Source organism: Rhodobacter flavimaris, assembly GCF_021378075.1.
GTDB lineage: Bacteria > Pseudomonadota > Alphaproteobacteria > Rhodobacterales > Rhodobacteraceae > Rhodobacter > Rhodobacter flavimaris.
The window spans coordinates 166,019-186,238 of the sequence record NZ_JAJUOS010000010.1; the positions used below are offsets into that span (position 1 = coordinate 166,019).

General features: G+C 63.0%; 16 protein-coding genes, 1 tRNA gene and 1 pseudogene. 5 read left to right on the plus strand and 13 right to left on the minus strand.

Features of this window, described 5'->3' with window-relative positions; all coding sequences use genetic code 11:
* Positions 1 to 2: 2 nt before the first annotated feature.
* From LZA78_RS13640 to parC, 13 genes are all read right to left on the minus strand, one after another.
* Positions 3 to 728 (minus strand): glycosyltransferase family 2 protein, encoded by a 726-nt coding sequence (locus LZA78_RS13640; RefSeq protein ID WP_233677469.1) that lies wholly within the window; start codon positions 726 to 728, stop codon positions 3 to 5.
* Between the two features lie 110 nt (positions 729 to 838).
* The gene (locus LZA78_RS13645) at positions 839 to 1,552 is read right to left on the minus strand and encodes a hypothetical protein (RefSeq protein ID WP_233677470.1); all 714 of its coding nucleotides are present in this window, start codon (positions 1,550 to 1,552) and stop codon (positions 839 to 841) included.
* 142 nt (positions 1,553 to 1,694) lie between these two features.
* Positions 1,695 to 5,921: a DNA-directed RNA polymerase subunit beta' gene (rpoC, locus tag LZA78_RS13650; protein ID WP_233677471.1), complete on the minus strand. Its 4,227-nt coding sequence runs from the start codon at positions 5,919 to 5,921 to the stop codon at positions 1,695 to 1,697.
* Between the two features lie 50 nt (positions 5,922 to 5,971).
* On the minus strand, positions 5,972 to 10,108 hold the full coding sequence (gene rpoB / locus LZA78_RS13655; protein WP_233677472.1) for a DNA-directed RNA polymerase subunit beta: 4,137 nt from the start codon (positions 10,106 to 10,108) through the stop codon (positions 5,972 to 5,974).
* 246 nt (positions 10,109 to 10,354) lie between these two features.
* The gene (gene rplL, locus LZA78_RS13660) at positions 10,355 to 10,729 is read right to left on the minus strand and encodes a 50S ribosomal protein L7/L12 (RefSeq protein WP_233677473.1); all 375 of its coding nucleotides are present in this window, start codon (positions 10,727 to 10,729) and stop codon (positions 10,355 to 10,357) included.
* Positions 10,730 to 10,797: 68 nt separating this feature from the next.
* Positions 10,798 to 11,313: a 50S ribosomal protein L10 gene (rplJ, locus tag LZA78_RS13665; protein ID WP_233677474.1), complete on the minus strand. Its 516-nt coding sequence runs from the start codon at positions 11,311 to 11,313 to the stop codon at positions 10,798 to 10,800.
* Positions 11,314 to 11,538: 225 nt separating this feature from the next.
* Positions 11,539 to 12,237, minus strand: a complete 699-nt coding sequence (rplA, locus tag LZA78_RS13670) for a 50S ribosomal protein L1 (RefSeq protein ID WP_233677475.1) — start codon at positions 12,235 to 12,237, stop codon at positions 11,539 to 11,541.
* A 3-nt stretch (positions 12,238 to 12,240) separates the two neighbouring features.
* Positions 12,241 to 12,693 carry a 50S ribosomal protein L11 gene (rplK, locus tag LZA78_RS13675; protein ID WP_233677476.1) on the minus strand — a complete coding sequence of 151 codons (453 nt, stop codon included), beginning with the start codon at positions 12,691 to 12,693 and terminating at the stop codon, positions 12,241 to 12,243.
* 89 nt (positions 12,694 to 12,782) lie between these two features.
* Complete coding sequence (nusG, locus tag LZA78_RS13680; protein WP_233677477.1) at positions 12,783 to 13,322, minus strand: transcription termination/antitermination protein NusG; 540 nt, start codon at positions 13,320 to 13,322, stop codon at positions 12,783 to 12,785.
* Positions 13,323 to 13,520: 198 nt separating this feature from the next.
* Positions 13,521 to 13,703, minus strand: coding sequence for a preprotein translocase subunit SecE (secE, locus tag LZA78_RS13685; protein WP_218630902.1), 183 nt, complete (start codon positions 13,701 to 13,703; stop codon positions 13,521 to 13,523).
* A gap of 149 nt (positions 13,704 to 13,852) precedes the next feature.
* Positions 13,853 to 13,928: transfer RNA gene (locus tag LZA78_RS13690), tRNA-Trp, on the minus strand.
* 164 nt (positions 13,929 to 14,092) lie between these two features.
* A complete protein-coding gene (tuf, locus tag LZA78_RS13695; RefSeq protein WP_233677478.1) occupies positions 14,093 to 15,268 on the minus strand; it encodes an elongation factor Tu in 1,176 nt (391 codons plus the stop codon).
* Positions 15,269 to 15,467: 199 nt separating this feature from the next.
* On the minus strand, positions 15,468 to 17,726 hold the full coding sequence (gene parC, locus LZA78_RS13700; RefSeq protein ID WP_233677479.1) for a DNA topoisomerase IV subunit A: 2,259 nt from the start codon (positions 17,724 to 17,726) through the stop codon (positions 15,468 to 15,470).
* A gap of 148 nt (positions 17,727 to 17,874) precedes the next feature.
* Between parC and LZA78_RS13705 the strand changes: the two genes are divergently transcribed.
* The 5 genes and pseudogenes from LZA78_RS13705 to LZA78_RS13725 form a co-directional block, all read left to right on the plus strand.
* Positions 17,875 to 18,114 carry a hypothetical protein gene (locus LZA78_RS13705; RefSeq protein WP_233677480.1) on the plus strand — a complete coding sequence of 80 codons (240 nt, stop codon included), beginning with the start codon at positions 17,875 to 17,877 and terminating at the stop codon, positions 18,112 to 18,114.
* Positions 18,115 to 18,189: 75 nt separating this feature from the next.
* Positions 18,190 to 19,020, plus strand: a complete 831-nt coding sequence (locus LZA78_RS13710) for an SDR family NAD(P)-dependent oxidoreductase (protein ID WP_233677481.1) — start codon at positions 18,190 to 18,192, stop codon at positions 19,018 to 19,020.
* Positions 19,021 to 19,093: 73 nt separating this feature from the next.
* Positions 19,094 to 19,297, plus strand: a complete 204-nt coding sequence (locus tag LZA78_RS13715) for a twin transmembrane helix small protein (protein ID WP_233677482.1) — start codon at positions 19,094 to 19,096, stop codon at positions 19,295 to 19,297.
* 16 nt (positions 19,298 to 19,313) lie between these two features.
* Positions 19,314 to 19,886 (plus strand): cob(I)yrinic acid a,c-diamide adenosyltransferase, encoded by a 573-nt coding sequence (locus LZA78_RS13720; protein ID WP_233677483.1) that lies wholly within the window; start codon positions 19,314 to 19,316, stop codon positions 19,884 to 19,886.
* Between the two features lie 210 nt (positions 19,887 to 20,096).
* Positions 20,097 to 20,220, plus strand: a pseudogene (locus LZA78_RS13725) (electron transfer flavoprotein subunit beta/FixA family protein); the annotation flags it as partial.

Consider the following 20,220-nt stretch of genomic DNA (forward strand, 5'->3'; position numbering starts at 1 on the left):
GATTACTCCGCGATTTCGGTGGGGCGCGATTTCTTGCGGCGGCGCAAAAGCCAGGCGACACCTGCCAGATCGACAACGCCGACCAGTCCGCGCTGCAGATTGGAATAATGCGAGCGCCCCCCGCCCCGCTGGCGGTGGCTGACATCGACATGGGCAACCTGCCACCCGTCGCGCGCGAACAGCGCAGGCAGGTAGCGGTGCATGTGATCGAAATAGGGAAGGCGCAGGAACGCCTCGCGGCGGAAGGCCTTGAGCCCGCAGCCCGTGTCGCGCGTCCCGTCCTTGAGGACGCGCGAGCGGATCGCATTGGCGAATTTCGAAGCGAGCTTCTTGGACATCGTATCCTGCCGCCCGACGCGCTGCCCGGCTACGATGCCGATCGCCTCCGAGCCTTCGGCCAGAAGCGGCGCCATCAGCTTGGGCAGCTCCGAGGGCGGGTTCTGCCCGTCGCCATCAAGCGTGCAGATCACCGCACCCTTCGCGACCAGAACGCCGGAATGCACCGCCGCCGACTGCCCGCCCGAGCGGTCATGACGCAGCACGCGCAGACGCGGCGCACGGGCGCGGCGCGCCTGCAAGATCGCGGCCATGCCATCGTCCGAGGCGTCGTCGACCACGATCACTTCGTAGTCGCACACCGGCTCCAGCGCGGCATCGATACCGTCCAGAAGCTCCTCGATATTCGAGGCCTCGTTCTTCGCCGGGATTACGATTGTTACGTCCGTCATGGCCCCACAACCATTTGCCACCCTTGTTGGGTTGGCCTCCTCTTACTCGCAGGTCCGGCGGATGTAAACGTCACAGGCGGCAAGGGGGCGCCCTGCCGCCTGTGCAGCGATTAGCCGAACTTGGCGAAAAGCTTGGAGTAGGGCACCTTGAGACCCGATTGCGCAGCGATCCCGGCGGCCAGATCCCCTGCGCGGGCGGCATCGCCAAACGCCGTGACCGAAGCGAGAAAACCCTCAAGCAGCGGCGCAAAGGTCGGATCGGTGGCCTCGGGCGCCGGATGGGCGAGGATCTGTCCGGCGAGATATTCGAGCACGGCCGCCTCGGCCTGCATCCGCGCCAGACCCGCATCACCAAGCGCGGCAAAGTCGGTCTCAAGCACCTCTTCCATCGCGGCATGATAGGCATTCATGCGATCCGAGAAGCCGACCATATCGTTACGCATATGCAGCGCGGCAACGGCCTCGCGCACCTCTTCGAGCGTGAGATGCGCGGTCGGCAGGTCCCCTGCCCCGACCTGCTGGCCCGCCGTGGCGATCAGCCCGTTGACGGTGGTGAAGGTCTCCGCCAGCGCCATATCCTCGGCATATTGCGGCGGCGGATCGATCGTCCAGCCAGCGACAATCTGGCTCCATGCCACGTCGAATTTCTCTAGCGCGGCGGCGGTTTCGGCCTGCTTGCCCTGATTGCTCAGGAACAACGCGTCGCGATACGCACCATAGGCCTGTCGAAGTTGCGCTTCCCCTTCGCGGAAAGTCACTGCCCAGGCAGGTATCGCCGCCGACATGGCCAGTGCGAGGACCAGAAATTTTGCGCCTTTTTCCATCTCAATCTCCCGTAGGGTCAATTTGTCGATTGAACGCTACCGCCTGCGGCGTCCGTCGCACCTGCGACATTCGACCTCAGGAAAGAAAAACCCCCGCGCGAGGCTATCGCGCGGGGGCAATGCTTTCATCCGTCGGCTGCGATCAATCGCGGCTTTCCGGGGTCTCGACCGGGCCGAAATCGGCCTCTTCGACGATCGGAGCCGCCAGCGCAGCCGCGGCTTCCGCCTCGGCACGACGCGCTTCGATGACCTTGTGGTCGCGGTCCGCGGCGATCTTGCGCACGCGGGTGGTCGCGCCACCCGTGCCCGCCGGGATCAGACGGCCGACGATCACGTTCTCTTTCAGGCCGACGAGCTTGTCGCGCTTGCCCTGAACCGAAGCTTCGGTCAGCACGCGGGTCGTCTCCTGGAAGGAGGCTGCCGAGATGAACGAACGGGTTTGCAGCGAGGCCTTGGTGATACCCAAGAGCACCGGCTCGCCCGAGGCCGGACGGCCACCGCGCGCTTCGACCTTGGCGTTCTCTTCTTCGAACTCCGCCTTGTCGATGTGCTCGCCCTTGAGCAGCGTCGTGTCGCCCGAGTCGAGGATCTCGATCTTTTGCAGCATCTGGCGAACGATCACCTCGATGTGCTTGTCGTTGATCTTCACGCCCTGCAGTCGATAGACGTCCTGCACCTCGTCGATGAGGTAGTCGGCCAGAGCCTCGATCCCCATGATGCGCAGGATGTCATGCGGCGCCGGGTTGCCGTCCATGATGTAGTCACCCTTCTGCACGAAGTCGCCTTCCTGCACCGGGATGTGCTTGCCTTTCGGCACCATGTATTCGACCGGCTCCAGACCGTCCTGCGTCGGCTCGATAGCGATGCGGCGCTTGTTCTTGTAGTCCTTGCCAAAGCGCACATAGCCGTCGATCTCGGCGATGATGGCGTGATCCTTCGGACGGCGGGCTTCGAAGAGTTCGGCCACACGCGGCAGACCGCCGGTGATGTCCTTGGTCTTCGCACCTTCGCGCGGGATACGGGCGACAACGTCACCGGCCTTGATCTCCTGACCGTCCTCGATCGACAGAATCGCGTCGACCGACATCGGGTAGGTGACCGGGTTGCCAGCCTCGTTGCGCACCGGCTCGCCATCGGCGTTGACGATGATGATCTCGGGCTTGAGGTCGTTGCCTTTCGGCGCCGCCCGCCAGTCCGTGACGATCTTCTGCGTCATGCCGGTCGCTTCGTCGGTTTCCTCGCGCACGGCGATACCCGAAACTAGGTCCACGAACTTCGCCACACCCGCCTTCTCGGCGATGATCGGCAGGGTGTAGGGGTCCCATTCGTAGAGCTTGGTGCCGCGCTTGACCGAGTCGCCTTCCTTGACGTGCAGCTTCGAGCCGTAGGTGAGCTTGTGGCTCGCCCGCTCTTCGCCGTGCTCGTCAATGATCGCCATCTGCATGTTGCGGCCCATGACGATCTGTTCGCCATTGGCGTTGGTCAGCAGGTTGGCGTTGCGGAACTCGATCTTGCCCTCCTGGCTCGCTTCCTGGAAGGACTGCGAACCACCCTGAGCGATACCGCCGATGTGGAAGGTCCGCATCGTCAGCTGCGTGCCGGGTTCACCGATCGACTGGGCGGCGATGATACCCACCGCTTCGCCCTGGTTCACCAGCGTACCGCGCGCCAGGTCACGACCGTAGCAGAGCGCGCAAACGCCCTCGTCGGCCTCACACGTCAGAGCCGAGCGGATACGCACCGACTGCACGCCGTTCTGCTCGATCAGGTCGGCCTTGCGCTCGTCGATCAGCTCGTTCTTGCGCACGATGACCTCGTCCGATCCCGGAACCAGAACGTCATCCGCGGCCACACGGCCCAGAACACGTTCGGACAGGGGCGCGACAACCTCGCCATCGTTGACCGCAGCCGAAGCGGTGATCGCGCGCTCGGTGCCGCAATCGTGCGAACGCACGATGCAGTCCTGCGCCACGTCCACCAGACGGCGGGTCAGGTAACCCGAGTTCGCCGTCTTGAGCGCGGTATCGGCCAGACCCTTACGGGCGCCGTGGGTCGAGTTGAAGTATTCAAGAACGGTCAGGCCTTCCTTGAAGTTCGAGATGATCGGCGTCTCGATGATCTCACCCGACGGCTTGGCCATCAGGCCGCGCATACCGCCAAGCTGCTTCATCTGAGCAGGCGAACCCCGCGCACCCGAGTGCGACATCATGTAGACCGAGTTCGGCTCTTTCTCCATGCCCGCATCGTCCACGCGCACGGCCGAGATCTCTTTCATCATCTCGCCGGCCACGGCGTCCGAGCACTTCGACCAGGCGTCGACAACCTTGTTGTACTTTTCGCCCTGAGTGATCAGGCCGTCCATGTACTGCTGTTCGAACTCTTTGACCTGATCGCGCACGCCGTTCACGATGTCCCACTTGGTATCGGGGATCACCATGTCGTCCTTGCCGAACGAGATACCGGCGCGGAAGGCCTCGCGGAAGCCCATGCCCATGATTTGGTCACAGAAGATCACCGACTCTTTCTGGCCGCAGTAGCGGTAGACGGTGTCGATGACGTTTTGCACGTCCTTCTTGCGCAGCAGGCGGTTCACCAGCTCAAACGGCGCCTTGGCGTTCAGCGGCAGCAGAGCACCGAGGCGCATACGGCCGGGGGTGGTCTCGTAACGCTTGAAGACCTCGTTGCCCTCTTCGTCGATCTGCTTGATGCGCGCGCTGATCTTGGCGTGCAGGTGCACGACACCGGCGTTCAGCGCGTGCTCCACTTCCTCGACCGAACCGAAGGTCATGCCTTCGCCCGGCATGCCCTTGCGCTCCATCGTGGTGTAGTAGAGGCCAAGGATCATGTCCTGCGAGGGAACGATGATCGGCGAGCCGTTGGCGGGCGACAGAACGTTGTTCGTCGACATCATCAGCACGCGGGCTTCCAGCTGGGCTTCCAGCGAAAGCGGCACGTGGACGGCCATCTGGTCACCGTCGAAGTCGGCGTTGAACGCCGAGCAGACGAGCGGGTGCAGCTGGATCGCCTTGCCTTCGATCAGAACGGGTTCGAAAGCCTGGATGCCCAGACGGTGCAGCGTCGGCGCACGGTTCAGCAGAACCGGGTGCTCGCGGATCACCTCGTCCAGGATGTCCCAGACCTCGGGGCGCTCTTTCTCGACCAGTTTCTTCGCCTGCTTCACCGTGCTCGACAGGCCCTTGGCTTCAAGGCGCGAGTAGATGAAGGGCTTGAACAGTTCGAGCGCCATCTTCTTGGGCAGACCGCACTGGTGCAGCTTCAGTTCCGGACCGGTCACGATGACCGAACGGCCCGAGAAGTCGACGCGCTTACCCAGAAGGTTCTGACGGAAGCGGCCCTGCTTACCCTTGAGCATGTCCGAGAGCGACTTCAGCGGGCGCTTGTTGGTGCCCGTGATGACGCGGCCACGACGGCCGTTGTCGAACAGCGCATCGACCGATTCCTGCAGCATCCGCTTTTCGTTGCGCACGATGATATCGGGCGCACGCAGCTCGATAAGGCGCTTGAGGCGGTTGTTACGGTTGATGACGCGGCGATACAGATCGTTCAGGTCCGAGGTCGCGAAACGGCCACCATCGAGCGGCACGAGCGGACGCAGTTCCGGCGGGATCACCGGAAGCACGGTCAGCACCATCCACTCGGGGCGGTTGCCCGACTCGATGAAGCTTTCAACGATCTTCAGACGCTTGATGATCTTCTTCGGCTTCAGCTCGCCGGTCGCTTCCTTCAGCTCTTCGCGGAGTTGCTCGGCGGTCGCGTCGAGGTCGATCGCGGCCAGCATCTCACGGATCGCCTCAGCGCCGATATTGGCGGTGAAGGCGTCGGCGCCATACTGGTCCTGCGCGTCCAGATACTCGTCTTCGGTCAGCAGTTGACCATAGCTCAGGTCGGTCAGACCCGGCTCGATGACGACGTAGTTTTCGAAGTAGAGGATGCGCTCAAGATCGCGCAGCGTCATGTCCAGCATCAGGCCGATGCGCGAGGGCAGCGACTTGAGGAACCAGATGTGGGCGACGGGCGAGGCCAGCTCGATGTGGCCCATGCGCTCGCGGCGCACCTTCTGGAGGGTAACTTCGACGCCGCATTTCTCGCAGACAACGCCGCGATACTTCATGCGCTTGTACTTGCCGCACAGGCACTCGTAATCCTTGATCGGGCCAAAGATACGGGCGCAGAACAGGCCATCACGCTCCGGCTTGAAGGTCCGGTAGTTGATGGTCTCGGGCTTTTTGATCTCGCCGTAGGACCACGACAGGATGCGCTCGGGCGAGGCCAGCGAGATCTTGATCTCGTCGAACTGCTTGGGCGCGGCCAGCGGGTTGAACGGGTTTTGGGTCAGTTCCTGGTTCATCTGTTATTCCTTGAATGAGGGCAGAGGGGAGGGAATGAGGGGTGAACCCCTCACTCCTCGTCCTCCGCATCCAGGAGTTCCATGTTGAGGCCGAGGCCCCGGACCTCTTTGACGAGAACGTTGAACGATTCCGGCACGCCGGCCTCGAAGTTGTCCTCGCCCTTGACGATCGACTCATAGACCTTGGTCCGGCCTGCCACGTCATCCGACTTCACCGTCAGCATCTCTTGCAGGGTGTAGGCGGCGCCGTAGGCTTCCAGAGCCCAGACCTCCATCTCACCCAGACGCTGACCACCGAACTGCGCCTTACCACCCAGCGGCTGCTGCGTGACAAGCGAGTACGGACCGGTCGAACGAGCGTGCATCTTGTCGTCGACAAGGTGGTGCAGCTTGAGGAAGTACTTCACGCCCACGGTAACCGGACGCGCGAACTGTTCACCCGTGCGGCCGTCGAAGACGACCGACTGGCCCGACTGGTCAAAGCCCGCGCGGATCAGCGCGTCGTTGACGTCGGCTTCCTTGGCACCGTCGAAGACCGGGGTCGCGATCGGAACGCCGCCACGAACGGTTTCGGCGCATTCCACGAAGCGGTCTTCGTCCATCGAGGCGAAGGCTTCCTCGTAGGTTTCCGCACCGTAGCCGTGTTTCATGGCTTCGCGCACCGGGGTCAGATCGCCCGAACGACGGTATTCCTTGATGGCCTCGTCGATCTGCAGGCCCAGACCGCGCGCGGCCCAGCCCATATGCGTTTCGAGGATCTGACCGACGTTCATACGCGACGGCACGCCGAGCGGGTTCAGAACGAGGTCAACCGGAGTGCCATCGGCCAGGAAGGGCATGTCTTCCATCGGGACGACTTTCGACACGACACCCTTGTTCCCGTGACGACCGGCCATCTTGTCGCCGGCCTGAAGCTTGCGCTTCACGGCGACGAACACCTTGACCATCTTCATCACGCCCGGAGGCAGGTCGTCGCCCTGGCGGACCTTCTCGACCTTGTCCTCGAAGCGCAGCTCAAGCGCGCGCTTCTGGGCGTCGAACTGGTCGTTCAGCGCTTCGACTTCCTTGGCGTCGTTCTCGTTTTCCAGCGCAAGCTGCCACCACTGGCCACGCGACAGCGTGCTCAGCAGTTCGTCGTTGATCTCCGAACCGGCCTTGACGCCTTTCGGCCCCTTGACGGCGGTCTTGCCGATGATCAGCGACTTCAGACGCGCGTAGATGTTGCGCTCGAGGATCGCCAGCTCGTCGTCCCGGTCACGGGCCAGACGTTCGACTTCCTCACGCTCGATCTGCAGCGCGCGCTCGTCCTTGTCCACGCCGTGGCGGTTGAACACACGAACCTCGACGATCGTGCCATATGCACCCGGCGGTAGGCGCAGCGAAGTATCGCGCACGTCCGACGCCTTTTCCCCGAAGATGGCGCGCAGAAGCTTTTCTTCCGGCGTCATCGGGCTTTCGCCCTTCGGAGTGATCTTGCCGACGAGGATGTCACCCGGGCCGACTTCGGCGCCGATATAGACGATACCGGCTTCGTCGAGGTTGCGCAGGGCTTCCTCGCCGACGTTCGGGATGTCGCGGGTGATCTCTTCCGGCCCGAGCTTGGTGTCACGCGCGGCAACTTCGTATTCGTCGATATGGATCGAGGTGAACACGTCGTCGCGGTGGATCCGCTCGGAGATCAGGATCGAGTCTTCGTAGTTGTAGCCATTCCAGGGCATGAAGGCGACGACCACGTTGCGACCGATAGCCAGTTCGCCCTGATCGGTCGAGGGACCGTCAGCGATGACCTGACCCTTGGCAACGATGTCGCCCACTTTCACGATGGGACGCTGGTTGATGGTCGAGGACTGGTTCGAGCGCTTGAACTTGCGCAGACGATAGATGTCAACGCCGGCATCGCCCATGCCCAGGTCTTCGTTCGCGCGGATAACGATACGCGAGGCATCGACCTGGTCGATGATCCCGCCGCGCTTGGCCATGATCGCCGCTCCCGAGTCGCGCGCCACGACCGCTTCCATGCCGGTGCCCACAAAGGGGGCTTCCGAGCGCAGCAGCGGCACGGCCTGACGTTGCATGTTCGCACCCATCAGGGCGCGGTTGGCGTCGTCGTTTTCCAGGAACGGGATGAGCGCCGCACCGACCGAAACCAGCTGTTTCGGCGAAACGTCGATCAGGTCAACGGCTTCAGACGGGTTGAGCATGAATTCGCCGCCCTGACGGGTCGAGACGAGTTCATTGGTGAAACGGCCCTCGGCGTCGAGCGAGGCGTTCGCCTGCGCGACCGTGTGGCGCATCTCTTCGGTGGCCGACATGTAGACCACGTCGTCCGTCACCTTGCCGTCCATCACCTTGCGGTAGGGGGTCTCGATGAAGCCGTACTTGTTCACACGGGCGAAGGTGGCCAGCGAGTTGATCAGACCGATGTTCTGACCTTCGGGCGTTTCAATCGGGCACATCCGGCCGTAGTGGGTCGGGTGAACGTCGCGAACCTCGAAGCCCGCACGTTCGCGGGTCAGACCGCCCGGCCCGAGCGCCGAAAGACGACGCTTGTGCGTGACTTCCGAGAGCGGGTTGGTCTGGTCCATGAACTGCGACAGCTGCGAGGAGCCGAAGAATTCGCGCACCGCGGCGGCGGCCGGTTTCGCGTTGATCAGATCCTGCGGCATGACGGTGTCGATCTCGACCGACGACATGCGCTCCTTGATCGCGCGCTCCATGCGCAGCAGACCGACGCGGTACTGGTTCTCCATGAGTTCGCCGACCGAACGCACCCGGCGGTTGCCGAGGTGGTCGATGTCGTCGATCTCGCCTTTGCCGTCGCGCAGTTCCACCAGGCCCTTGATGCAGGCGATGATGTCGGCGCGGCGCAGCGTGCGCTGCGTGTCCGGCGCGTCGAGGTCGAGGCGCATATTCATCTTAACGCGACCCACGGCCGAGAGGTCGTAGCGCTCGCTATCGAAGAACAGCGTGTCGAACAGCGACGAGGCCGCTTCGACGGTCGGCGGTTCACCCGGACGCATCACGCGGTAGATATCCATCAGCGCGGTGTCGCGGTTCCAGTTCTTGTCCGCAGCCATCGTGTTGCGGATGTAGGGACCGACGTTCACGTTGTCGATGTCGAGCACCGGGATATCGGTGACGCCATTGTCGAGCAGCGTCTTGACGGTGCCGCCAACCAGCTGGCCTTCCTTGTCGTAATCGGCGGTCAGCTCATCGCCCGCCTCGACATAGATGTAGCCGGTCGACTCGTTGATGATGTCCTTGGCGACGAAGCGGCCCAGGATGTGCTCGAACGGCACGAGCAGCTCGGTGATCTTGCCCTCGTCGATCCATTTCTTGACCATCCGCGGGGTGGCTTTCTCGCCCGCCTTCAGGATGACCTCGCCGGTGCCGGCGTCGATCAGGTCGTAGGTCGGACGGGTGCCGCGCACGCGCTCGGGGAAGAAGCGCGAAACCCAGCCACGCTTGCCCTCGGCGCGGAAGTTTACCGTGTTGTAATAGGCATCCATGATGCCTTCCTGGTCGAGACCAAGCGCGTAGAGCAGCGTGGTCACCGGCAGCTTGCGGCGACGGTCGATGCGCGCGAACACGAGATCCTTGGCATCGAACTCGAAGTCCAGCCACGAACCGCGGTAGGGAATGATCCGGCAGGCGAACAGCAGCTTGCCCGAGGAATGGGTCTTGCCGCGGTCATGGTCGAAGAACACGCCCGGCGAGCGGTGCATCTGGCTCACGATGACGCGCTCGGTGCCGTTCACGATGAAGGTGCCGTTCGGAGTCATGAGCGGCATGTCGCCCATGAACACGTCCTGCTCCTTGATGTCCTTCACCGAACGCGCGCCGGTGTTTTCGTCCAGATCGAACACGATCAGGCGCAGGGTAACCTTCAGCGGGGCCGAATAGGTCAGGTCGCGCTGCATGCACTCATCGACGTCGTATTTCGGCTTTTCCAGCTCGTATTTGACGAATTCGAGAATTGCGTTGTCGTTGAAATCCTTGATCGGGAAAACCGACTGGAAAACGCCCTGGAGGCCCTCGCCGTCCTGCGGCTTTTCGGCTTCACCCGAACGCAGGAACAGATCGTAGGAAGCTTTCTGAACCTCGATGAGGTTCGGCATTTCAAGGACTTCACGGATTTTGCCGTAGAAGCGGCGGATGCGCTTCTGACCAACGTAAGCTTGAGCCATGCTCGTCGTGACCTTTCGTCTCTTCGCGGGTGCGCAACGTCGGGGCCCGGTGCGCGCCGCAGGCGAATGAAGGGGGGCGGTCCCATACCTGCCACCCGTCCCACCGGATGGCTCCCGAACCGCGAACGCCGCCTTGGAGAGAGCTAAAGAGCGATTAGCCCTCTCCGAGACAGGTTCGGCTGGGCCCGGGACAAGCCCGGACCCAGCCAATTTTCAATCAAGCGGATGCGCAGGCATCCGACCCGATTACTTGAGCTCGACCTTGGCGCCAGCCGCTTCGAGCTTCTTCTTGATCTCTTCGGCTTCGGCCTTCGCCGCAGCTTCTTTGACCTTGCCGCCAGCTTCCACGAGGTCCTTGGCTTCTTTCAGGCCCAGACCGGTGATCGCGCGGACTTCTTTGATCACGTTGATCTTGTTCGCGCCGGCGTCGGTCAGGACGACGTCGAACTCGGTCTTTTCTTCCTCAGCCGGGGCAGCGGCAGCAGCCGGGCCAGCCATCATGACGGCGCCACCGGCGGCCGGCTCGATGCCGTACTCGTCTTTGAGGATCGTTTTCAGTTCTTGGGCTTCCAGCAGCGTCAGGTTGACGATTTGCTCAGCAAGGGCTTTAAGATCGGCCATTTTTCCGTTCCATTCTGATATAGGGTTTTCCAACGTCGGGCTTATCCCAACGAAGGCAATTGGTTGCTTCAGGCGGCTTCCCGCTCCTCAAGAGTCTTGAGGATGCCCGCGATGTTCGAAGCAGGCGCGCCAATGGCACCAGCGATGTTCGAAGCAGGCGCACCGATGCACGAGGCGATCTGAGCGATGAGCTCTTCACGCGACGGCATGGCAGCGACGACTTTGACACCGGCCGGATCCAGAGCCTCCGTGCCCATGGCCCCGCCAAGGATAGCGAACTTGTCGTTCGCCTTGGCGTAGTCCACCGAGACCTTGGCCGCAGCCACAGGATCCTCGGAGAAGGCAAGGACGGTCATACCCGTCAGAAGGCCGGCCATGCTTTCGCAAGGCTTACCCTCAAGGGCGATCTTGGCGAGCGTGTTCTTGGCAACGCGAACCGAACCACCGGCTTCGCGCATGCGCGCGCGGAGGTCCTGCATCTGAGCAACCGTCATGCCTTCGTAGTGGGCAACCACCACGACGCCAGAGCTTTCGAAGATCTGGCCGAGTTCCTCGACCACTTTCTCTTTTTGGGCTCTATCCACGGTTACACTCCAAGTATGGGGGTTTCCCCCCGGCTCTCATTTTCCTCCGGGCGAATGCCCTGAGGATCGGGTCCGATCGGTTCCCGAGAAGATCGCCCGAGGTCGCCCTCGGAAATTCTCGTTCCCCATCTCAGGAAGGAAATTAAGCCGGGAACCGGCACCCTCCGTCTCGGACAGGACGGGGCGAGCGAGCGCCCCGTCATTCGCCGGTTTCCCGGCAAATTCTTATTTCGCGGTCGCCGAGGCGAGGTCCAGCGAAACGCCCGGGCCCATGGTCGAGCTCAGCGACACCTTCTTGAGGTAGGTGCCCTTCGCGCCCGTGGGCTTGGCTTTCGAAACGGCGTCGACAAAGGCGCGCACGTTCTCGGCCAGCTTGTCTTCCGAGAACGAGACCTTGCCGATACCGCCGTGGATCACGCCGGCCTTTTCGACCTTGAACTGCACTTCGCCGCCCTTGGCAGCGGTCACAGCGGTCGCGACGTCCATCGTCACCGTGCCGACCTTCGGGTTCGGCATCAGGTTGCGCGGGCCGAGGATCTTACCCAGACGGCCGACCAGCGGCATCATGTCCGGGGTCGCGATGCAGCGATCGAACTCGATCTTGCCCGACTGGATGGTTTCCATCAGGTCTTCCGCACCGACGATATCCGCGCCAGCGTTCTTGGCTTCGTCAGCCTTGGCGCCACGGGCGAACACTGCAACGCGCACGGTCTTGCCCGTGCCGTTCGGCAGCTGAACCACGCCGCGGACCATCTGGTCGGCGTGACGCGGGTCAACGCCCAGGTTCATCGCGATCTCGAGGGTTTCGTCGAACTTGGCCGTAGCCGCCGACTTGATCAGCTTGACAGCCTCTTCAACCGAGAGGTTGTCCTTGCCTTCGAAAGCGGCGCGCGCAGCGGCCGTACGTTTACCGAGCTTGGCCATGGCTTACCCTTTCACCTCGATACCGATCGACTTCGCCGAGCCGAGGATGATCTGCATCGCGGCTTCGACGTCATTCGCCGAAAGGTCCTTCATCTTCGCCTGGGCGATCTCGCGCACCTGGGCGGCGGTCACGTAACCGGCGACTTCACGACCCGGCTTCGGCGACCCCTTCGGACGGTTGCGCTTGCCAACCGGCTTCAGGCCAGCGGCCTTCTTCAGGAAGTACGAGGCCGGCGAGGTCTTGGTCTCGAAGGTGAACGACTTGTCGGCGTAGTAGGTGATAACCACCGGCACCGGCATGTCTTTTTCCATCTCCTGCGTGCGCGCGTTGAACGCCTTGCAGAATTCCATGATGTTGATGCCGCGCTGACCGAGCGCGGGACCGACCGGCGGCGACGGGTTGGCGGCGCCAGCCTTGATTTGCAGCTTGAGCTGCCCGATGACTTTCTTGGCCATGTGGCCCTCTCCTTGTCACTGTCACGCCCTGCGGCGCGAAGTTTAGCGGTCCGGTTCGGGCCTCAGCCCTCGCCTCCCACGGCTCCCACTCAGGCGACTTTCGACACCTGGGTGAACTCCAGCTCGACCGGCGTCGGCCGGCCGAAGATCGACACGGTCACCTTCAGGCGGCCCGCGGCGTCGTCCACTTCCTCGACCATGCCCGAGAAGCCCTCGAACGGACCGTCGGTCACATTCACGTTCTCGCCCACCTCGAAACGGATCAGGTTGCGCGGCGCTGCGGCCTCGCCCGATTCGTCGACGCGGTTCAGGATCTGGTTCACCTCGGCGTCGCGCATCGGCATCGGCTTGCCCTGCGGGCCGAGGAAACCGGTCACCCGGTTGATCGAGTTGATCAGGTGATAGCCCCGATCGGTCATTTCCATCCGCACAAGCACATAGCCCGGCATGAAGCGGCGCTCCGAGGTGACCTTCTTGCCACGACGGATTTCGATCACTTCCTCAGTGGGAACGAGAACCTCTTCGATCTCGTCCTGAAGGCCCTTCTCTTCCACGGCCTGCTTGATTTGCTCGGCGACTTTCTTCTCGAAGTTCGAGAGAACGCTCACCGAATACCAACGCTTCGCCATGCTCGCCTGTGCCTTCTTCCACCGACGCGTGAGCGCCGAAAATTCCATTACATCAACGGCTTGGCCGTCGCTCTCAGAACAAAAAACAGCGTGCATGACCGAATCGATGCACGCCGGTTCCCTGAAAGTCCCGCCCCTTTACAGCCCGAATGCCGGTTTTTCAAGGGCATAAAGGCAAAACCGGCAGAACCGCGGGACTCAGCCGATGATCTGGCTGACGCCGAAACGGATGATCCAGTCCACCAGCGAGAAGAACAGCGCGGTCAGCGCGGCCATGACAAAGACCATCCCGGTGGTCAGCATCACCTCGCGGCGCGCCGGCCAGGTGATCTTGCCCACTTCCGAGCGAACCTGCTGGAGGAACTGAAGGGGGTTTGCCATGCGTCTCATCCTCTCTTTGCAGCGTGGGCGACCCACGCGCGACCGCGTTCAGATACGCGTTCGGACGCGCGAATTCAAGCACCTTGCCGCATGTGGCCACCGCGCCCCGGATCAGCGCGCATTCGATCTGGATTTTCCGGAAGACGACCTGGCAGGGGCAGGGGGACTCGAACCCACGACCCTCGGTTTTGGAGACCGATGCTCTACCAACTGAGCTATACCCCTAGGCCGTAGGCGGGGTGCTAAAGGAGCCGCGCGGGGAAATCAAGTGCGATTTGCACCGCCACGCACAATCCCTTTCGGCCCCCTGCCCCGCCAAGCGCAAAGCGCCTGCGCACAAAGCAAAAGGGCCGCCCGAGGGCGGCCCTTCCGTCACGATGTGATCGAAATCACTCGATGATTTTCGAGACGACGCCAGCGCCGACGGTGCGGCCGCCTTCACGGATAGCGAAGCGCAGCTTCTCTTCCATGGCGATCGGGGCGATCAGTTCGACTTCGAACTTCAGGTTGTCGCCCGGCATCACCATCTCGGTGCCTTCCGGCAGCTTCACGGTGCCGGTGACGTCCGTGGTGCGGAAGTAGAACTGCGGACGGTAGTTCGCGAAGAACGGCGTGTGACGGCCACCTTCCTCTTTCGTGAGGATGTAGGCTTCAGCTTCGAACTTCGTGTGCGGCTTCACCGAACCCGGCTTGCACAGAACCTGACCACGCTCAACGCCGTCACGGTCAACGCCGCGCAGCAGCGCGCCGATGTTGTCGCCAGCTTCACCGCGATCGAGCAGCTTGCGGAACATCTCGACGCCCGTGCAGGTGGTCTTCTTGGTCGCGCGGATACCGACGATCTCGAGTTCGTCGCCCACGTTCACAGCGCCACGCTCAACACGGCCGGTCACAACGGTGCCGCGGCCCGAGATCGAGAACACGTCTTCGATCGGCATCAGGAACGGCTGGTCGACAGCGCGCTCCGGGGTCGGGATGTATTCGTCGACAGCGGCGATCAGCGCGCGGATCGAGTTCTCGCCGATTTCCGGATCACGGCCTTCCATCGCGGCCAGAGCCGAGCCCTTGATGATCGGAATATCGTCGCCGGGATAGTCGTACGACGACAGCAGTTCGCGGATTTCCATCTCGACGAGCTCGAGGAGTTCCTCGTCGTCGACCTGGTCAACCTTGTTCATGTACACGACCATGTACGGAATGCCGACCTGACGGCCGAGCAGGATGTGCTCGCGCGTCTGCGGCATCGGGCCGTCGGCCGCGTTCACCACCAGGATCGCGCCGTCCATCTGCGCAGCACCCGTGATCATGTTCTTCACGTAGTCGGCGTGGCCGGGGCAGTCGACGTGCGCGTAGTGACGGTTCGCCGATTCATATTCAACGTGGGCCGTCGAGATCGTGATCCCGCGAGCCTTCTCTTCCGGCGCGCCGTCAATCTGGTCGTAAGCCTTGAATTCACCAAAGTACTTGGTGATCGCAGCCGTCAGCGTCGTCTTGCCGTGGTCAACGTGGCCAATCGTGCCGATGTTGACGTGCGGTTTCGTCCGTTCAAACTTTGCCTTTGCCATGTCGCGGGCGCCTCTGGTTCGGGGGCCGGAAATTGGCCCGAGTCAATATCGCGGGCTACCTATTGCCCCGAAGCGGAAAAATCAAGCCCGCTTCGCGCATTCCGGCGCGTCTTGGCACAGGTTTAGGGCTGGCCTGTCACGGATCGGACATCGACGGGCGGCGCGGCGGCACAACCGGCCGCCGCGGCCGCCCCCGCGATCAGTTGAAGCGGTTGTCGCGCGGGAAGCCGCGCGGTGCCATGCGGCCCGCCGAGGCCCGCTTGGCCAGCCACTCCGACAGGTCGGTCTCGGTGCGCGTACGCCCGGCCGGGTCTTTCCAGCTCAGACCGTCCGCCAGGGTGAAGGTGACCGCATCCGACAGCCCCCCATCCTTGAACTTTTGCAGCCGCACACCCTTGCCGCGCGCCATTTCCGGCAGCTCTTCAAGGGCGAAGACCAGAACCTTGCGATTTTCCCCGACACACGCGACGTGATCGCCCGAAACCGGCGCACAGACCTGAGTGCGTGCGCCTTCGCGCATGTTCAGCACTTGCTTGCCCGCGCGCGTCTGCGCCACCAGCTCTTCGCCCGGCACGATGAAGCCGTCGCCATCCGAAGAGGCCATCAGGAACTTCTCTCCCGCTTTTGGCAGAAGAATATGAGTCACCTCGGCCTCATTCGGCAGATCGACCATCAGTCGCACGGGTTCGCCCATGCCGCGCCCGCCGGGAAGGTTCGCCCCCAGAAGCGTATAGGCGCGCCCGTTCGACCCCATCAGCACGATCCGGTCGGTCGTCTCGGCGTGGAGCGCAAACAGCGGGCCGTCGCCATCCTTGAACTTGACCTCGGCGTCGAGCGCCTGGTGCCCCTTCATCGCGCGCACCCAGCCCATTTTCGACAGGATCACGGTGATCGGCTCGCGCTCGATCATCGCCTCGATCGGCACTTCCTCGACCTCGGTCGCATCCGCAAAAGCGGTGCGGCGCGCACCCGCAGCCGTGCCCTTGCCGAATTGCTTCTGCACTTCCTTGAGCTGCGCCGAAATCCGTTTCCACTGGGCCTTTTCGCTGTTCAGAAGGGCCTCAAGCTCGCTGCGCTCGGCGAGCAGGGCGTCGCGCTCGTTGCGCAGTTCCATTTCCTCAAGCTTGCGCAGGCTGCGCAGGCGCATGTTGAGGATCGCCTCGGCCTGAACGTCGGTCAGAAAGACCCGGTCGCCATCGGTGACGGCCCAGTTCTCGGCCATCAGTGCGGGCTTGGGTTCATCCACGGTGCGAATGATCTCGATCACCCGGTCGAGGTTGAGATAGGCGATGATATAGCCGTTCAAGACCTCAAGCCGGTGCGCGATCTTCTCCAGCCGGTGCTGGCTGCGGCGGCACAGAACCTCGCGCCGGTGATCGAGGAAGGCGCGCAGCACCTCTTTGAGCGAGCACACCTTGGGCACCCGCCCGTCGATCAACACGTTCATGTTCATGCTGAAGCGCAGCTCAAGGTCCGAGCTGCGGAACAGCATCCCCATCAGCATTTCGGGGTCGATGGTGCGGGTCTTGGGTTCAAGGACAATCCGCACGTCATCGGCGGATTCGTCGCGCACATCGGCCAACGCCGGCACCTTCTTGGTCTGGATCAGTTCGGCCAGACGCTCGATCAGCTTGGATTTCTGCACCTGGTAGGGGATCTCGGTGACGATGATCTGCCACTGGCCACGACCAAGATCCTCTTTCTCCCACCGCGCGCGCAGGCGGAACGCGCCGCGCCCGGTGCGGTAGCTCTCGCGGATCGAGTCCTTGGGTTCCACGATCACGCCGCCGGTCGGAAAATCGGGGCCGGGCACCAGATCGACCAGCGCATCGTCGGAAATGCCCGGATCGCGGATCATCGCCTGACAGGCCTCGACCAGCTCATCAAGGTTATGCGGCGGAATGTTCGTCGCCATGCCGACCGCGATGCCGCTGGCGCCATTGGCCAGCAGGTTCGGGAAGGCGGCGGGCAGCACGATGGGCTCTTCCAGCGTGCCATCATAGTTCGGGCGGAAATCGACCGCGTTCTCGGCCAGCCCGTCAAGCAGCGCCTCGGACGGGAACGCCAGCCGCGCCTCGGTGTAGCGCGAGGCGGCCGGGTTATCGCCGTCGATATTGCCGAAGTTCCCCTGCCCGTTCACCAGCGGGTAGCGCATCGCGAAATCCTGCGCCAGACGCGCCATGGCATCGTAGATCGCGGCATCACCATGCGGGTGGTAGTTCCCCATCACGTCGCCCGAGATCTTGGCCGATTTGCGGAAACCGCCTGTCGGGCTCAGCTTCAGCTCGCGCATGGCAAACAGGATGCGCCGGTGCACCGGCTTCAGCCCGTCCCGCGCATCGGGCAGCGCCCGGTGCATGATCGTCGAGAGCGCATAGGTCAGATAGCGATCGCCGATCGCACGCGACAACGGCTCGGAGGTCAAGGACTGGGGCGGGGTATCATCGTGCTCGCTCATGTTCCCCGTGTAAATCGACCCCGCGTTCCGGTCCAGCCTCAAACGCGCGGCCTATCGAAACGCGGGGGAACTCGGGCCGCGTTTTCACATTATGCACGCCGCGCCATCACGCGATCTTGGGCAATGACGCAAAGATACGGAGGCCGCGATGCTGAAACTGACCCTGACCACGCTTGCCGCCGTGTTCGTCGTGCTTGCCGTCTGGGGACAGCGCGACACGGCGCAAAACAGTGCCAACCCCGATTGCGGCGCGGCGTGTGCCCAACCCGTTGACGATGCCCCGCCGCAATCGGAACGATCCGGCGCGCTGATCGTTCCGATCGAATATGCGCCCACCCCTAGCCCCGATGTGCTGCGCCCCGCGCCCGGCAAGCCCCCCAAGCCCTGATCGCGAACCAAGCGGCTTCCATTCCCTCGGGAACTCGGCCAGAACTGCCCCTACACAACAATTGCGGGGGCAGCCATGTCGAAAACCATCCTGATCACCGGCTGCTCCTCGGGCATCGGCTACGATGCGGCGCATGGGCTAAAGGCCGCGGGCTGGAAGGTCTTCGCCACCTGCCGCAAGGAAGAAGACTGCGAGCGTCTCCGCAGCGAAGGCCTGATCTCGTTCCAGCTCGACGTTGCTGATCCCGCCTCGATCGAGGCGGGCTTTAACGAGGCGCTTGCGCGTGGGCGCGGCCGTCTGGATGCGCTTTACAACAACGCGGCCTTCGCCTGCCCCGGTGCGGTCGAAGACCTGCCCGCAGGCGCGCTGCGCGAGATTTTCGAGACCAACCTTTTTGGCCTGCACGACCTGACCGCCCGCGCCATCCAGGTGATGCGCTTGCAAGGGTCGGGACGCATCTTGCAATGTTCCTCGGTCTTGGGCCTTGTGGGTATCCGCTGGCGCGGCGCCTATGTGGCGACCAAATTCGCCCTTGAGGGGCTGACCGACGTGCTGCGGCTTGAGATGCGCGACACGCCGATCAAGATCATCACCATCAACCCAGGCCCGATCCCTTCGAAGATCCGCGTCAACTCGATCCCGCATTTTGAACGCTGGATCGACTGGCAGAACTCAGCCCGGCGCGATCAATATCAGGCGTCGCTTCTCAAGCGCCTTTACGAGCCCTCGGGCAAAAAAGACCGCTTCGAGCTGCCTGCGTCGGCCGTCACCGCAGCAATCCTTGAGGCGCTTGAGGCGCCGAACCCGCGCTCGCATTACTATGTGACCAAGGCCACGCATGCCGCCGCCACGATCCGCCGCCTTGCCCCCGCGCGGCTGCGCGACTGGCTTCTGGCCCGCGCCTGAGATTTTGTGTCGCATTTCCCGACACGCCCGTTAGTCTGACGCTGCGTCCGGGAGAGGCGCCTGGGAGATTTGAATGCGCGACGACATGTTCTTCATCATCGTTGCCTCCGCATGCCTTGCCGTTCTGGTGATCCTGATGATCGGAATCGGCGGCTTCGCGAAGGGCGGCGAGTTCAACCGCAAGCACGCAAACAAGCTGATGCGGCTGCGCATCGCGGCGCAGGCGGTTGCGATCGTGCTTATTCTGCTATTTGTCTGGCTGCGCCAGAGCAGTTGATTGAAGGGGGCCGGCCATGGTCGTTCTGAACCGCATCTACACCAAGACCGGCGACGCGGGCGAAACCGCGCTGGTGAACGGCGCCCGCGTGGCCAAACACTCCCCCCGCGTCTGCGCCTATGGCACGGTCGATGAGCTGAACTCGGTGCTGGGCCTGTGCCGCCTGCATACCGAGGGCGAGGCCGACGCCGCCCTTGCCCGTATCCAGAATGACCTCTTCGACCTCGGCGCCGATCTTGCACGCCCCGAGATGGAGAAGGACGCCGAGGCAGGTTACCCCGTTCTGCGCATCGTCGAATCGCAGGTCTCGCGCCTTGAGGCCGAGATCGACGCGATGATCGCGCGGCTTGAGCCCCTGCGCAGCTTCATCCTGCCCGGCGGATCGGCGCTGGCCGCACATCTGCACCACGCCCGCACCGTGGCCCGCCGGGCCGAGCGCGATGCCGTCGAGCTTGCCTCGATGGAATCGGTCAATGACTGGGCAGTGAAATACCTCAACCGCCTGTCGGACTGGTTCTTCTGCGCCGCGCGCATAGCAAATGACGAGGGCCGCGCCGACGTCCTCTGGGTTCCCGGCGCGAACCGCTGACCCGTTGCGGGGGCGAATCCATCACGCGTTGCCTGGGATCGCTGCACAATCCGCACCGCTAGCGCAAACATAGTCTGCGACGTGACGTAGCGACACCGAAACGGGTCGATTTTACTCTGTCCCTCGCCCCGGCCCTCTTGTAACAAAATTGCCGAGAGCTTGTTCAGCCGCCCCGTCCGGGCGGAATCAACAGTAGGGAGACACACGCCCATGAAGGTATTGGTGCCTGTTAAGCGGGTGATCGACTATAACGTGAAGGTTCGCGTGAAGGCGGACGGTAGCGGTGTCGATCTTGCGAATGTGAAGATGTCGATGAACCCGTTTGACGAGATCG

Coding starts and splice junctions, on each gene's coding strand:
- LZA78_RS13705 (WP_233677480.1), top strand. CDS start 17,875: ATGCTGAAACTGACCCTGACCACGCTTGCCGCCGTGTTCGTCGTGCTT.
- rplA (WP_233677475.1), bottom strand. CDS start 12,237: ATGGCCAAGCTCGGTAAACGTACGGCCGCTGCGCGCGCCGCTTTCGAA.
- LZA78_RS13720 (WP_233677483.1), top strand. CDS start 19,314: ATGGTCGTTCTGAACCGCATCTACACCAAGACCGGCGACGCGGGCGAA.
- rplK (WP_233677476.1), bottom strand. CDS start 12,693: ATGGCCAAGAAAGTCATCGGGCAGCTCAAGCTGCAAATCAAGGCTGGC.
- LZA78_RS13710 (WP_233677481.1), top strand. CDS start 18,190: ATGTCGAAAACCATCCTGATCACCGGCTGCTCCTCGGGCATCGGCTAC.
- rplL (WP_233677473.1), bottom strand. CDS start 10,729: ATGGCCGATCTTAAAGCCCTTGCTGAGCAAATCGTCAACCTGACGCTG.
- tuf (WP_233677478.1), bottom strand. CDS start 15,268: ATGGCAAAGGCAAAGTTTGAACGGACGAAACCGCACGTCAACATCGGC.
- parC (WP_233677479.1), bottom strand. CDS start 17,726: ATGAGCGAGCACGATGATACCCCGCCCCAGTCCTTGACCTCCGAGCCG.
- LZA78_RS13645 (WP_233677470.1), bottom strand. CDS start 1,552: ATGGAAAAAGGCGCAAAATTTCTGGTCCTCGCACTGGCCATGTCGGCG.
- secE (WP_218630902.1), bottom strand. CDS start 13,703: ATGGCAAACCCCCTTCAGTTCCTCCAGCAGGTTCGCTCGGAAGTGGGC.
- rpoC (WP_233677471.1), bottom strand. CDS start 5,921: ATGAACCAGGAACTGACCCAAAACCCGTTCAACCCGCTGGCCGCGCCC.
- nusG (WP_233677477.1), bottom strand. CDS start 13,322: ATGGCGAAGCGTTGGTATTCGGTGAGCGTTCTCTCGAACTTCGAGAAG.
- rpoB (WP_233677472.1), bottom strand. CDS start 10,108: ATGGCTCAAGCTTACGTTGGTCAGAAGCGCATCCGCCGCTTCTACGGC.
- LZA78_RS13640 (WP_233677469.1), bottom strand. CDS start 728: ATGACGGACGTAACAATCGTAATCCCGGCGAAGAACGAGGCCTCGAAT.
- LZA78_RS13715 (WP_233677482.1), top strand. CDS start 19,094: ATGCGCGACGACATGTTCTTCATCATCGTTGCCTCCGCATGCCTTGCC.